Here is a 12858-nt window from a genome sequence, read left to right as displayed (position 1 = left end):
ACGCGGTGACAGGTATCGATTCGTCACCGCGTGTTATCTAGGCTTTGGGATAGAGCACACCGAGACTCGCCAAGCGGCTCGCGCCAGTCACTTCGGGTAAATTACTCGGTAAGCGGTGCAGGTGGCGATAGGCTAACCAAGCAAACGCCATGGCTTCCATGTAGTCACCACTGATCCCTTTTGCATCGGTCGTTGAAACCTGCCAGTGAGGCAGTTGCTGCTGCAATCGTTGCATCAGCAGAGGGTTGCGAGCCCCGCCACCACAAACCAGCAATTGTGGTGTTGGACCATAGCGAAAGCGCTCAACTTCTTTACTAATGGTTAAGGCGGTGTACTCACACAAGGTGCGCTGTACATCTTCGCTTCGATAGTTCTGCCCCTGTAATTTTGCTGCCAGCCATTCCATGTTGAAAAGCTCGCGCCCAGTGCTCTTTGGAGCGTCTTGATGTAAATAAGGCTCTTGCAACAGCGTATTCAGTAATGCCTCGTTCACCTCTCCTTGGAGAGCAAACTGCGCGTCTTTGTCGTAATTCTGTTGTGTGTGTGTTTCACACCAAGCATCCATCAACATATTCCCAGGTCCTGTGTCGTAACCAAGAACGGGGCGAGTTGGGTGGAGCACGGAGATATTGGCAATCCCGCCGATGTTCAACACCACGGTCGTGGAATCTTGCAGCGCGAACACATTTTGGTGAAAGGCCGGAACCAAAGGAGCGCCTTGACCACCCAATGCCATGTCTTTGCGACGAAAATCTGCCACGGTGTCAATGTTGGTGCGGGTGGCAATAATGTTGGCGTCGCCCAATTGGATGGTAAAAGGAAACGCGCCATTCGGCTGATGAAATACCGTCTGGCCATGATTACCGATAGCGCGAATCTGGCTCGCATCGACGCTTGTTTGGTTGAGTAAATCCATCACGGCATCGGCAAAGAGATGACCGAGGCGGTGATCAAGTTCGCCGATCTGCTTTAAGTTGGTGGTTTGACCGGTGCAAACGGAGAGCAGTTGCTGGCGCAAGTCTGCTGGCATCGGGTAGTCACTGTGGGCAATTAAGCGGACTTGCTCTTGGTCGAACTCCACGAGGGCACAATCTACCCCATCCATACTCGTGCCGGACATGACACCGATATACAACTCTTTTGTGCTCACACTCATTTCCATTGTGTTTTCATCATGCAAACCATTGTAATGCAAATTCATTCGGAATAACCTCGATGAGTTTGAGATATTCCGTCGATTTTGGAGAGAAAAATGGGGCCACTTTGGGTTGATGTCGCAGGTTATGAACTGAATGCAGAAGACAAAGAAATTTTACAGCATCCATCCGTTGGCGGATTGATCTTATTTACCCGCAACTATCACGATAGTGAACAGCTGTTGGCGCTCACATCGGCCATTCGTCAAGTGGTCAAGCGTCCTTTTCTGATTGGTGTCGACCAAGAGGGAGGGCGAGTGCAGCGTTTCCGTGAGGGTTTTTCTCCGATTCCCGCCGCGGCAGAGTATGCCAAACAGGCCAATGGGGAAGCAATGGCACAAATGGGCGGTTGGCTGATGGCGGCCGAACTGATTGCCCATGATATCGACCTGAGTTTTGCGCCCGTGTTAGACCAAGGCTTTGGATGTAAAGCGATTGGTAACCGAGCGTTTGGTGAAGACTCGCAGGCTATTTTGCGCCATAGCAGCGCCTACATGCAGGGCATGAAAGCGGTGGGGATGGCAACCACGGGCAAACACTTCCCTGGTCATGGCGGCGTAGTAGCCGATTCGCATCTTGAAACCCCGTTTGACCAAAGAAGCGATATTGTTGAGCAGGATATGGCGATCTTCAAAGCGCAAATTGATGCGGGAATCTTAGACGCCATGATGCCTGCGCATGTGATTTACCCGCATTACGACCCTCAACCAGCGAGTGGTTCAGAATATTGGTTAAAACAGGTGTTACGCCAGCAATTAGGCTTCAAGGGCTTAATTTTTTCTGATGATCTCACCATGGAAGGGGCCGCCGTGATGGGAGGCCCTGCAGATAGGGCTTTACAAGCATTGAATGCGGGCTGTGACATGCTTTTGATGTGCAATAAACGTGATGCTCAAGTGGCCGCCTTGGATGCACTGCCTATCGTCGAGGTTCCTTTGGCATTATCTTTGTTGAAGAAACGCAGCTTCAGCCTCTCTGAACTGAAATTGGCGCCGCAATGGAAAGAAGCAAGAGAAAACATGCTACGTATAGTGGGCCACTAAAACTTAAGAAAAGACGAACTTGAAAACCAAAGCGAGATGCTTTGGTTTTTTTATTGTATGTAATTAATATTTTACACTTTATGTTTTTTATTGTTTACGGTTGATTTTTAATTCAACCCTGTTAAGTTGTTTTCAAACAGACTTCGACTCTCAGGGATATGAGGGTGTAAAAAATAATATACAGGTTAAATGCCATGCAGAAAAGTGAACTAAGCAATATCAATATCAGCGATGAACAAGTTCTGATTACGCCAGAAAAGCTAAAACAGAAACTGCCACTGAGCGACAACGCCCGCCGCTTCATTCAAGAATCGCGTAATACCGTTGCCAATATTATTCATAAGCAAGATCATCGCCTGCTGGTGGTTTGTGGCCCTTGTTCTATTCACGATCTGGACGCAGCAAAGGATTACGCGCGCCGCTTAAAAGCGCTCTCTGCCGAGTTAAGCGATCAGCTGTATATTGTGATGCGTGTTTACTTTGAAAAACCTCGTACTACTGTGGGTTGGAAAGGGCTCATCAACGACCCTCATCTGGACGGTAGCTTCGATATTGAGCATGGTCTGCATGTTGGCCGTCAATTGCTGGTAGAACTGGCTGAAATGGAGATCCCTCTGGCGACAGAAGCGCTCGACCCAATTAGCCCGCAGTACTTGGCTGATACATTCAGTTGGGCTGCGATTGGTGCGCGCACGACAGAATCACAAACTCACCGTGAAATGGCCAGTGGTTTGTCTATGCCGATTGGTTTTAAAAATGGCACGGATGGCAGCTTGTCAACGGCGATCAACGCAATGCAAGCGGCCTCTTCCAGCCACCGTTTTATGGGGATCAATACGGAAGGCCAAGTGGCATTGCTGACAACTCAAGGTAACCCAAATGGTCATGTGATTCTGCGTGGTGGTAAGCAGACCAACTACGACTCTGTGTCGGTGGCGGAGTGTGAGCAAGACATGGCCAAAGTGGGTTTGGATGCGTCATTGATGGTGGATTGTAGCCATGCCAATTCACGCAAAGATTACCGTCGTCAGCCTTTAGTCGCTGAAGATGTGATTCATCAAATTCGCGAAGGCAACAAATCGATCATTGGTTTGATGATTGAAAGCCACATTAATGAAGGTAATCAATCCTCAGATTTACCGCTTTCTGAGATGCAGTACGGTGTTTCTATTACCGACGCCTGTATCAATTGGCAGGCAACTGAGGCACTATTGCGTAAAGCACACAAAGAGTTAGTGCCGCATTTAGAAAACCGTCTCAAATAAGGATAGAGCAAGGTAAATCATGGCAGTTGAACTGAACGCATTGCGTGACCAGATTGATGCAGTAGACAAACAGATGTTGGAGCTATTGGCTCAGCGTTTGGCATTGGTAGAGCAAGTTGGTCATGTGAAAAGCCAACATGGCTTACCCATTTATGCACCCGATAGAGAAGCGGCGATGTTGGCCTCTCGTCGTGCAGAAGCAGAAAAAATCGGTGTGCCACCACAGCTTATTGAAGATATTTTGCGACGTACCATGCGCGAATCTTATGCCAGTGAAAAAGACTCCGGTTTTAAATGTTTGAATCCTGAGCTGCGCTCTGTGGTAATTATTGGCGGCCATGGTCAATTAGGTGGTCTGTTTGCTCGTATGTTTACCCTCTCGGGTTACCAAGTCAAAATCTTAGGCAGTAAAGATTGGCACCGCGCTGATGAGATATTGGATGGGGCTGGATTGGTGGTGGTCACTGTGCCGATTCATTTAACCGAAGGTGTGATTGAAAAGCTGACCCAACTGCCATCGGATTGCATCTTGTGTGACCTTACTTCGATCAAATCGAAGCCGCTGAAAACCATGCTCGATGTGCACTCGGGGCCGGTTGTTGGTTTGCACCCTATGTTTGGTCCCGATGTGCCGAGTTTAGCCAAGCAAGTGATTGTCTACTGTGATGGTCGAGGCGCTGAGCAATATCAGTGGTTACTGCAGCAGTTTAAAATTTGGGGTGCAAGCTTGTGCCAAATTGAGGCCAGCGAACATGACCACGGCATGACGTTAATTCAAGCGTTAAGGCACTTTACCTCCTTTGCGTACGGCATGCATTTGAGTCAGGAAAATCCAAGTCTGGATAAACTGCTGAAACTGAGCTCGCCCATTTATCGTCTTGAGTTAGCGATGGTGGGGCGTCTGTTTGCCCAAGATCCAAATTTGTATGGTGACATTATTCTTTCGTCGCAAGAGAACATCGACATGATCAAGCGTTTCCATCGCCGCTTTGGCGAGGCGCTAGAGATGTTAGATCAGCACGATAAAACGCGTTTTGTTGAACGTTTTACTCAAGTGAGTGACTGGTTTGGTGGTTACTCGCAGCAGTTTATGGCGGAAAGCCAAAATTTGCTCAAACAAGCGAATGACAACTTGCATCGCGATTAACCTTTAAGCGTATTAGCAATAGAAAGAGCAGCCTGATGCTGCTCTTTCTATTTTCGGCTTACCCATTGCATTAGTTGGTTTGTAAGCTTGGGTCGAGGGTATTCTCTTCACTGGAAACCGTGTCAATACTGGTGTCACGATAGGGAGATTTGGTGAGATTGACTTGTAAGCGAACCACGTTATCAATCATCTTGACCAAAGGACTCCATTTTACCGTTTTCTCTTTTTCAAACAGATAGTTGAAGTTCTCTTGGTTCCAATCCATGGTGTACTGTGGATTGAGGGCTCGGCCCAAAAAACGCACTTCGTAATGCAGGTGAGGGCCGGTTGAGTTTCCTGAGTTACCACAGGTGGCAATCACATCGCCTTTACTGACAAATTGGCCGCTTTTGACGTTGAAGCTCTGCAAATGCGCATAAGAGCTCATGAAACCAAAAGAATGGCGCATGGTGATGAAGTTGCCAAAGCCTTTCTTACTTGGACGCACTGTCTCAATCACCCCATCAGCAGGTGCCACAATTTCTTCCCCGCGTTTACAGGTGAGATCGATACCGGTATGGGTATGGCGTTTACCAGAGATAGGATTGGTTCGACGTCCGAACGAAGAAGAGACACGCAAGTAAGAGATTGGTGAATCATTTGGGATCAAACGGAACATGGTGGCTCGCACCGCAGAGTCAATAGCAGCGGTATCGATGCGCTCTTCCAGAGAGTTCTCATCGACGATGACCTCTTCATCGGCAATGCCGAGTACGGATTCCACATCAAATACCCGTTTGCCTAGCAACTGAATTTGGTTGCTTTTTTCGGTTAACGTCTGCGACAGAGAGTGATTGGTATCAAGCTGCTCTTGGTAGTCGGCCATCAATTGCTGCTTTTCTGATGTCAATACATCAAGTTGAGCACGCAATTGTTGGGATTGTTCGCTTTGTTGTTGATACCAATACCAGCCGCCACCGAGTACCAATGGAAAAGCGGTGATAGAGAGCAGTAGGGTAGCAACGGTACCTTTACCCAAATAAAAAAGCTGATCCCCATTTTTAGTGGGGATCTGCATAGTAATTTTTTTCGACATAGCTATATGATTATATTCGTCAGGCAATCTAACTTGCTTCGTCACCGAGATCAGACAAATGTTCTATTTCTCGATGAAGCAGCGTGTCATCACCCACATTAAGTTCAACCAAGCGTTTTAAATGACTGATACTATCTATATCAATGTGGGTAATTTTAAGTCTAATTGTCTGTTGATCAAAGCCCACAACATCTGCTTCGAGACTGATATCAATATCACTATCAGAAAGTGTGAAGTCCACCAACACAGTGTCGTTGTTCCTTAACGTATGCATTGAATCAGTACGTAACAACAGCCCGTGCAGTGAGAGATCCTGAATCGTAGTATGCAACACATATTGCTCCTGTTTTACTATCGCAGGGACTTGATACATGATGCGTGAAAATCGACGTCGTTCAGCCATATTTACTCTCTCAAAGTTTCCGTTTTGGGCTGGATGGCAATGGGAACAGTAGACCGTAATTAAAACAAAGGCCGCTATATTAGCGGCCTTTGCACAAATTTCAAGCAATAATCGATTACTTAGTCATACGCTTGTATTTGATACGGTGTGGTTCCGCTGCCGCAGGACCTAGAGTCTTCTTCAGCCACTCCATGTACTCAGTATAGTTGCCTTCGTAGAAGTTAACCTGACCTTCATCACGGTAATCAATGATGTGAGTCGCAATACGGTCGAGGAACCAACGGTCGTGCGAGATCACCATGGCACAGCCAGGGAACTCAAGCAGCGCTTCTTCAAGTGCACGCAGTGTTTCAACGTCAAGGTCGTTGGTTGGTTCGTCCAGTAAGAGAACGTTGCCACCGGCTTTGAGCAGCTTCGCTAAGTGAACACGGTTACGCTCACCACCCGAGAGTTCGCCGATCACTTTCTGCTGATCCACGCCTTTGAAATTAAAACGTGAGCAGTAAGCTCGTGCTGGAAGTTCGAAGTTGTTGATCTTGATGATGTCCGCACCTTCAGAGATCTCTTGGAATATGGTGTTCTTATCATTCATTGAATCACGGAACTGATCAACCGACGCCAATTTCACCGTTTCGCCCATCTCGATAGTACCGGAGTCAGGCTGCTCAACACCACTTAGCATCTTGAAGAGCGTTGATTTACCCGCACCGTTGGCACCGATGATGCCGACGATCGCCCCCTTAGGCATGCTGAATGATAGATCGTCGATCAGAACACGACCGTCGAATGACTTAGTCAAATTCTTCACTTCGATGACTTTATCACCTAAGCGCTCACCTGGTGGGATGAACAACTCGTTGGTTTCGTTACGTTTCTGGTGGTCGGTATTTTGCAGCTCTTCAAAGCGTGCCATACGCGCTTTAGATTTGGCTTGGCGACCTTTTGGATTTTGACGAACCCATTCCAGTTCTTTCTCAATGGTTTTTTGACGAGCTTTTTCTTGCGAGGCTTCTTGTTGTAGACGCGCATCTTTTTGCTCTAGCCATGAGGTGTAGTTACCTTGCCATGGAATACCTTCACCACGGTCAAGTTCTAAAATCCAGCCTGCGGCGTTGTCTAGGAAGTAACGGTCGTGGGTGATGGCCACAACAGTGCCTGAGTAATCTACCAAGAAGCGTTCAAGCCAAGCGACAGATTCTGCATCCAAGTGGTTGGTTGGTTCGTCAAGCAGCAGCATATCTGGTTTTTCAAGCAGTAGACGACAAATAGCCACACGGCGACGTTCACCACCGGACAAGTGCGCCACTTTTTGATCCCACTCTGGAAGACGCAGTGCATCCGCAGCACGTTCAAGCGCGTTATCTAAGTTATGGCCATCTTTTGCTTGAATCAGAGCTTCAAGTTCGCCTTGTTCTTTTGCAAGCGCATCGAAATCCGCATCAGGATCGGCATAAGCGGCGTACACTTCATCAAGACGTTTCAATGCTCCTGCCACATCGGCAACCGCTTCTTCTACCACTTCACGGACAGTTTTGCTTTCATCAAGAACAGGCTCCTGTGGAAGGTAGCCCACTTTCAAACCGGGTTGTGGACGTGCTTCACCATCAATATCGGTGTCCAGACCTGCCATGATGCGCAATAAGGTTGATTTACCTGAACCGTTTAGGCCCAAAACACCGATTTTTGCACCAGGGAAGAAGCTTAGAGAGATGTCTTTAAGAATTTGACGCTTAGGTGGCACGATTTTGCTCACCCGCGACATGGTATATACGTATTCAGCCATTGCCGATCGTTCCTAATTTTAAATCCACATAGAGGCAGTATTTTATATCAACTGCTGAGGATTTGTTACTGTCCAAAGAGAAATTCAGTGGCCATTCCACACTACTCCGCTCACAGAGATTGGTCTGCAAATGAATAAAATTGACAACACGATGACCGCATTAATGTGTAACTGTGTTTCATTAAAATGAAATCACTATTATTTACATCTGTCATCTTTACAACACTATAACAGAACGGTGTAATTGGATGCATATCGTGAGTTATTTGGCCCTAATACCCTTATGGGCAATGAGCGGTAAAAAAACGTCTGGGGATATGACGCTAATGAGTTTAAAAAATATTGGGAGAGAGTCGGCCACAAAATGGCTGATGGCAGCGTTGTGTGGCGTGGCGATGAATGTCAGTGCAGCGGATGTGGTGACATTAGAAAAACAGCGCGTCTTGTATGAACAAGCGCAAAAACTGTTGGATGACAAAAACGATGAGGCCTATGTACAAGTGCGTTCTCAACTGGACGAGTATGCTCTTACGCCTTATCTCGATTACCGTTTTTTCTTGGCGCAGCTGTCAAAAAAATCGCCAACAGAAGTGGAGCAATTTATCACTCAAAGTCGTGATTACCCGTTTTCACAACGTATTCGCGCGCCGTATCTTGATGCTTTATATCGCCAACAAGCATGGTCTGAAGTGGTGTCATTTCAGCAGCAAGAGCCGAGAGGCGAAAGTTATCAATGTATTTATTACTACGCGCAATACAATCAAGGGCAGAAAAAACTGGCCTATCAAGGCGCAGAGCAATTATGGCTAAGCGGATTAGAAATTGCAGATGAGTGTGATCATTTGTTTACGGTTTGGGAGCAGGCGGGAGGCCGAACCGACAACCTGATTTTGCAACGTATGTTGCTTGCGTTTGAGCAGAAAAACAGCAAGTTAATGACTTATCTGCTGAAATTGCCGAAAAGTAGCCAAGCGAAAAAGCAAGCCCAAGAGATGAAAGCGCTGTTCAATCGTCCTGAGTCGGTGTTGGAGTTTGCCAAGCAGCATAAAGCCAACGAATTTTATCGTAAGCAAACCGAGCTAGCACTAGAGAAACTGGCACGTAAAGATATCAAACGTGCTCAAGAGCAGTACGCACAGGTCATCAAAGCTCAAAAGTTTTCATCGGTACAAGCTCAGGAGTTGGCCGAATATTTGGCTTTCCGTTTGATTAATACCGAATCGGAAGCGCTGGCTCAGTGGCGTGATGCAGCGCTGAAAAAATCACATAAGCAAAACCTCATTGAGCGTCGAATTCGTCTTGCTTTACAACAGGCGGATTGGAAAGGCGTGCAAAGCTGGGTTGCTCAGTTGGATGATGAACATCGAAACTCATTGCGTTGGCAATATTGGTTGGGGCGCAGTGAAATTGAAATGGGCAAAGCAACCCAAGGGAAGCTGCGACTGAGTAAACTGGTTGGCCAACGTAATTTTTATAGTGTCGCGGCAGCGAAAGAGATCGGACAGTCTATTAATTATCCTACCTCCACGTTGAAGTTGGATAGCAGCTTGGTTGAACCTTATCGTCGTTCATTAGCGCGTATCGAAGAATTGATTGCGCTAGACAAAATTGCCGCAGCGAAAAGTGAGTGGCAATACCTGCTGTCTCGCAGTGACGAACAAACTCAAGGTATGCTTGCGGTCTATGCGGCCTCTAAGCGTTGGTATCATTTGACGGTGACCGCCAGCATTGCGGCGCAAATGTGGGACAACATGGAAATTCGCTTTCCGGTGGCGCATCGCTGGTGGTTCAACTTCTATGCTGAGAAGCACGATATTGATCCTATCATGTTGATGTCACTTGCCCGTCAGGAGAGTGGTATGGATGCCGAAGCAACCTCTCCAGTGGGGGCTCGCGGTATCATGCAAATAATGCCGGCAACTGCCAAGTACACCGCTCAAAAGTATCAATTGAGCTATGAAGGTTCTGATGATTTATACCAAGTCGGTAAGAACATCGAAATTGGCAGCCACTATCTCAATGGTTTATTGGAACAGTACGATAATAATCGAATTTTTGCATTTGCCGCTTATAATGCAGGTCCACATCGAGTAAAAAGCTGGCGTGAACGTACTGGCGGGAAATTGGATGCGTACGCGTTCATTGAAGCCATTCCATTTAAAGAAACACGTGGGTATGTACAAAATATCCTGATGTTTGAAACCTATTATCGAGATATTCTCGGGGTAGATGGTGCGTTCCTAAATCAGCATGAGCTTGAGACTAAATACTGAGATAGGTAAAGAGTAATGTCGCAACAACCAGAATATACAGACTGGCAACAAATTGTGGATTTGGTCAAGCACAGTGTCGAGCAAAAACAGCATGATATGTTATTGACGATGCTAATGACGCCTGACGAACGTGAAGCTTTAGTCTCTAGAGTGAACATCGTTCGTGAGTTACTGAAAGGCGAGCTTTCCCAACGACAAATCAGCCAAATGTTGGGTGTTGGTATTGCGACGATTACTCGAGGTTCCAACGAGCTGAAGTTAAAGTCAGATGAAGACAAAGCGCGCTTGAATCAGTTATTGGAAGGGACGAAAAAAGGCGGTTGATACCGCCTTTTTGCTCTTGAGTTCTTATCCTAGCTTAAGTTGGCAGGGAAATGCTCAGGATTGGTAAAAGGAATTAAGGCTAAGATCAACGCTTGATGGTAGACCGAACTACGCGTGAGCTGGTTTTGCGTCAATAAACTAATGGCCCCACCTTTTTGTTTTATATTCTCAGTGCCAAATACCTCATCCATCACATCGCCCAACTCGTTTGCATTGGCCAATTTGGCAATGACATTCGGTGGCAACATCAAACTGGCTGAACGAGATTCACCACGATGAGTGTGGGATTCAATCACCATCCAAGCGAAGGTGACGTTACCATCAATGCCCGCTTCCAAACCAACATAAAATGCACCGTCTGATCGGCGATCCTTAGCATTTCTTACTCGATTAAGAGCACCAAGGTGAGTTTCGCTGTCGCTCATTGGTTGATCGGCCACTTCACTAGGGACATTCACCCCCACAAACTCAAAGGTACCGTCGGGAAAGGCGCTTGTGAATGCGCTTTCCACTGCGGTAATTTTGGCTGGGTTCAGCGAAGCAATAATGACTTTTTGAGTTGCCATGATCTTTTTGCTCATTCTGTACTTTTAGCTCAGTTTAACTTGGGTCGGTTTAACATTTTCACTGGGGTAGCAACCAAGCACTTTCAGATGTTTGGTGATCTTAGTGAGTTCTCCAAGTGCCAGTTGCATCTCTTCAGAATCAAGATGTGCTTCGAGATCGACGTAGAACATTTCTTCCCAAGGATTGCCCATGATAGGGCGCGATTCTAGCTTGGTCATATTGATACCATAGCGTTGCAACACCAACAAAGTTTCTACCAACGACCCCGCCTTTTGTGAGGTAGACATGATCAGTGTCGTCTTGGCTGGGATCTGTGCGGACACTTCAACTGGCTTACGTGCCACGACAATAAAACGTGTGTGGTTCTCTGTTTGGTTGGCGATGTTGCCCTGAATCGGTTGCAGCCCGTAAAGTTTGCCACTGGATGCGTTGCCAATCGCCGCCACATCATCACGGTTTAGCTCTTGTACCTTCTTCATCGCATCGGCAGTGCTCGCGCACGATTTGAGGGTAACGCCTTTAAGGCGGCCCAAAAACTCGCTGCATTGTTGATGAGGCTGTGGATGAGAGTAAAGCACTTTTATTTCTTCGAGACGCACGTCTTTGGTGGCCACTAAGCAATGCTCAATAGGTTGTGTCAGCTCGCCAACAATGTAGAGCGTGGTATGTTGCAGTAAATCGTAAACTTCGTTGATCGAGCCTGAGCTGGTGTTTTCAATCGGCAAAACGCCAAAATCTGCGTGGCCCGATTCCACGGTTTGGGTGACTTCTTTGAAGTGATCACAATTGAGTTCGATCAGCTCAGTGTTTTTGCGACTAAAGTATTCACGGCTTGCCAGATGCGAGTAGGAGCCCTTAGAGCCTAGAAATGCGACTCGAGCGAGAGGTTTCCGGCTCTGCTCAGGGTTGAGCAGGTTTTGCAGGTACGATTGCTGTAGCAGCACTGAATCTTCAATAATGGTATGGAACAGCTTGGTGATGTACTGAGCGTCGAGCTGATATTTCTCACGGCCATTGGTGATCAGTTTTACCAGTAATTGTTGTTCACGCGAGGCGTCTCTGACTGGTTTCGAGGTTTCAACTTTGCTTTTAGCAACTTCAATGCTGAGCTTGCGACGCTCAGAGAGCAAGCTGAGTAGTTGGTCATCTAAATCATTTAATCGCAAACGAATCTCATCGAGAGAAAGTGGCTGTTCAGTCATCGCTCATTTCCTTAATAAAAAAGCCCCCCGATGTGGGAGGCTTTCTGTTTGTTTTTGACTTTTCTTTCACAAACGAGTTAGCCCCTCCGCTATCGAAGAAAAAAGAAGTCAAAAATAAACAGAGAGTGGATTTGCATAAATAGTAAACTTTTGTGAATGTGGGAACACAATAAGCAAGCCGGCATTGAGCGTCAAGCAAAAAAATGGCGCCTTTTGGCGCCATTCCCTCAATCTGGTTGATGATTACTCTTCTTCTACGACTTCTGGTTTTTCAGCTCGACGTGCATCAGGCTTATGTTGCAGTTTGTTCAATTGTCGTTCTAGTTTTTGTTCCACCTCGTTGATGGCTGCGTATAGATCTTCATGAATCGCGGAAGCAATTAGCTGTCCTTTAGGAACCTTAATCACGGCCTCGAACTTCATCTGTTTTCCAGGTGCTTCACTAAAGGTCGTTTGACAACTAATAATGTCGGTTTGCCATTTTTCTAGCTTTTTAAATTTGCTCTCAATGTGATTGCGGATAGCAGAGGTGATTTCGATGTTTTTACCAGTGATGTTTAGTTTCATAAATGCGTTTCCT

General features: G+C 46.7%; 12 protein-coding genes and 1 other annotated feature. Of the genes, 5 read left to right on the top strand and 7 right to left on the bottom strand.

Annotated elements, in window-relative coordinates; all coding sequences use genetic code 11:
* Nucleotides 1–37 precede the first annotated feature (37 nt).
* Nucleotides 38–1201 carry an anhydro-N-acetylmuramic acid kinase gene (locus AOT11_RS04265; RefSeq protein ID WP_017419690.1) on the bottom strand — a complete coding sequence of 388 codons (1164 nt, stop codon included), beginning with the start codon at nt 1199–1201 and terminating at the stop codon, nt 38–40.
* 51 nt (nt 1202–1252) lie between these two features.
* Between AOT11_RS04265 and nagZ the strand changes: the two genes are divergently transcribed.
* The 3 genes from nagZ (at nt 1253) to tyrA (ending at nt 4651) form a co-directional block, all read left to right on the top strand.
* Complete coding sequence (gene nagZ / locus AOT11_RS04260; RefSeq protein WP_017419689.1) at nt 1253–2239, top strand: beta-N-acetylhexosaminidase; 987 nt, start codon at nt 1253–1255, stop codon at nt 2237–2239.
* A gap of 194 nt (nt 2240–2433) precedes the next feature.
* On the top strand, nt 2434–3504 hold the full coding sequence (locus AOT11_RS04255) for a 3-deoxy-7-phosphoheptulonate synthase (RefSeq protein ID WP_017419688.1): 1071 nt from the start codon (nt 2434–2436) through the stop codon (nt 3502–3504).
* Nucleotides 3505–3523: 19 nt separating this feature from the next.
* Complete coding sequence (gene tyrA, locus AOT11_RS04250) at nt 3524–4651, top strand: bifunctional chorismate mutase/prephenate dehydrogenase (RefSeq protein WP_017419687.1); 1128 nt, start codon at nt 3524–3526, stop codon at nt 4649–4651.
* Nucleotides 4652–4721: 70 nt separating this feature from the next.
* On the opposite strand, the gene AOT11_RS04245 is transcribed toward tyrA, so the two are convergent.
* The 3 genes from AOT11_RS04245 to ettA all read right to left on the bottom strand — a co-directional run bounded on the left by AOT11_RS04245 (nt 4722) and on the right by ettA (nt 7912).
* Nucleotides 4722–5726 carry a M23 family metallopeptidase gene (locus AOT11_RS04245; RefSeq protein ID WP_017419686.1) on the bottom strand — a complete coding sequence of 335 codons (1005 nt, stop codon included), beginning with the start codon at nt 5724–5726 and terminating at the stop codon, nt 4722–4724.
* 28 nt (nt 5727–5754) lie between these two features.
* Nucleotides 5755–6129 carry a PilZ domain-containing protein gene (locus AOT11_RS04240; RefSeq protein WP_017419685.1) on the bottom strand — a complete coding sequence of 125 codons (375 nt, stop codon included), beginning with the start codon at nt 6127–6129 and terminating at the stop codon, nt 5755–5757.
* A gap of 115 nt (nt 6130–6244) precedes the next feature.
* A complete protein-coding gene (gene ettA, locus AOT11_RS04235) occupies nt 6245–7912 on the bottom strand; it encodes an energy-dependent translational throttle protein EttA (protein ID WP_011078580.1) in 1668 nt (555 codons plus the stop codon).
* A gap of 317 nt (nt 7913–8229) precedes the next feature.
* On the opposite strand from ettA, the gene sltY reads away from it, so the two are divergent.
* Both sltY and trpR read left to right on the top strand, forming a co-directional pair.
* A complete protein-coding gene (sltY, locus tag AOT11_RS04230) occupies nt 8230–10185 on the top strand; it encodes a murein transglycosylase (protein WP_017419684.1) in 1956 nt (651 codons plus the stop codon).
* A 15-nt stretch (nt 10186–10200) separates the two neighbouring features.
* Nucleotides 10201–10509: a trp operon repressor gene (trpR, locus tag AOT11_RS04225; protein WP_011078578.1), complete on the top strand. Its 309-nt coding sequence runs from the start codon at nt 10201–10203 to the stop codon at nt 10507–10509.
* A gap of 29 nt (nt 10510–10538) precedes the next feature.
* Here trpR and yjjX read toward each other — a convergent pair whose 3' ends face one another.
* The 3 genes from yjjX to hpf form a co-directional block, all read right to left on the bottom strand.
* Nucleotides 10539–11075, bottom strand: a complete 537-nt coding sequence (gene yjjX / locus AOT11_RS04220; RefSeq protein WP_038940322.1) for an inosine/xanthosine triphosphatase — start codon at nt 11073–11075, stop codon at nt 10539–10541.
* 24 nt (nt 11076–11099) lie between these two features.
* Entirely contained in the window at nt 11100–12278 is a 1179-nt protein-coding gene (gene pheA, locus AOT11_RS04215; protein WP_011078576.1) for a prephenate dehydratase, read from the bottom strand.
* 13 nt (nt 12279–12291) lie between these two features.
* Nucleotides 12292–12413 (bottom strand) — a sequence feature (Phe leader region).
* Between the two features lie 108 nt (nt 12414–12521).
* Entirely contained in the window at nt 12522–12845 is a 324-nt protein-coding gene (gene hpf, locus AOT11_RS04210; protein ID WP_017419682.1) for a ribosome hibernation-promoting factor, HPF/YfiA family, read from the bottom strand.
* Nucleotides 12846–12858 lie beyond the last annotated feature (13 nt).

The sequence above is a fragment of the Vibrio vulnificus NBRC 15645 = ATCC 27562 genome (genome assembly GCF_002224265.1).
Classification (GTDB): Bacteria; Pseudomonadota; Gammaproteobacteria; order Enterobacterales; family Vibrionaceae; genus Vibrio; species Vibrio vulnificus.
The sequence above is the reverse complement of the archived record's forward strand: the minus strand, read 5'-3'. Positions and strand labels throughout refer to the sequence as shown.

Excerpts from the sequence above, each read along its gene's own strand:
- AOT11_RS04265 (WP_017419690.1), bottom strand. The coding sequence starts at position 1,201 with ATGAATTTGCATTACAATGGTTTGCATGATGAAAACACAATGGAAATG.
- nagZ (WP_017419689.1), top strand. The coding sequence starts at position 1,253 with ATGGGGCCACTTTGGGTTGATGTCGCAGGTTATGAACTGAATGCAGAA.
- AOT11_RS04255 (WP_017419688.1), top strand. The coding sequence starts at position 2,434 with ATGCAGAAAAGTGAACTAAGCAATATCAATATCAGCGATGAACAAGTT.
- tyrA (WP_017419687.1), top strand. The coding sequence starts at position 3,524 with ATGGCAGTTGAACTGAACGCATTGCGTGACCAGATTGATGCAGTAGAC.
- AOT11_RS04245 (WP_017419686.1), bottom strand. The coding sequence starts at position 5,726 with ATGTCGAAAAAAATTACTATGCAGATCCCCACTAAAAATGGGGATCAG.
- AOT11_RS04240 (WP_017419685.1), bottom strand. The coding sequence starts at position 6,129 with ATGGCTGAACGACGTCGATTTTCACGCATCATGTATCAAGTCCCTGCG.
- ettA (WP_011078580.1), bottom strand. The coding sequence starts at position 7,912 with ATGGCTGAATACGTATATACCATGTCGCGGGTGAGCAAAATCGTGCCA.
- sltY (WP_017419684.1), top strand. The coding sequence starts at position 8,230 with ATGACGCTAATGAGTTTAAAAAATATTGGGAGAGAGTCGGCCACAAAA.
- trpR (WP_011078578.1), top strand. The coding sequence starts at position 10,201 with ATGTCGCAACAACCAGAATATACAGACTGGCAACAAATTGTGGATTTG.
- yjjX (WP_038940322.1), bottom strand. The coding sequence starts at position 11,075 with ATGGCAACTCAAAAAGTCATTATTGCTTCGCTGAACCCAGCCAAAATT.
- pheA (WP_011078576.1), bottom strand. The coding sequence starts at position 12,278 with ATGACTGAACAGCCACTTTCTCTCGATGAGATTCGTTTGCGATTAAAT.
- hpf (WP_017419682.1), bottom strand. The coding sequence starts at position 12,845 with ATGAAACTAAACATCACTGGTAAAAACATCGAAATCACCTCTGCTATC.